1 protein-coding gene is annotated in these 256 nt (G+C 51.2%); it reads right to left on the reverse strand.

The window, feature by feature from the left end; all coding sequences use genetic code 11:
• Positions 1 to 256, reverse strand: a 256-nt coding sequence (locus tag HMPREF2696_RS01985) for an IS1595 family transposase (protein WP_141746344.1), incomplete at both ends; no start/stop codon positions are given.

Raw genomic sequence — 256 nt, forward strand, 5'->3', positions numbered from 1 at the left:
TCATAGCTGCTCAGGCTATCCGTGTAAACAATGCTGTCCGGCATGATTTTCTTTTTGATGACAGGGAGTAACGTTTCAGACTTGGCATTATCCACCACAACGGTATAGACCCGTCCGTTGCGTTTCAGAATGCCGAAGACAACCACTTTTCCTGCCGCACCGCGACCACGTCTGCCTTTACGCCGTCCGCCGAAATAGCTTTCGTCCAGTTCGACAGAGCCCTCAAAAACCTCATCGGCAGCCAAGGCCAAATGAT

Source organism: Neisseria sp. HMSC058F07 (assembly GCF_001810035.1).
In the GTDB taxonomy this organism is placed as follows: Bacteria; Pseudomonadota; Gammaproteobacteria; order Burkholderiales; family Neisseriaceae; genus Neisseria; species Neisseria perflava.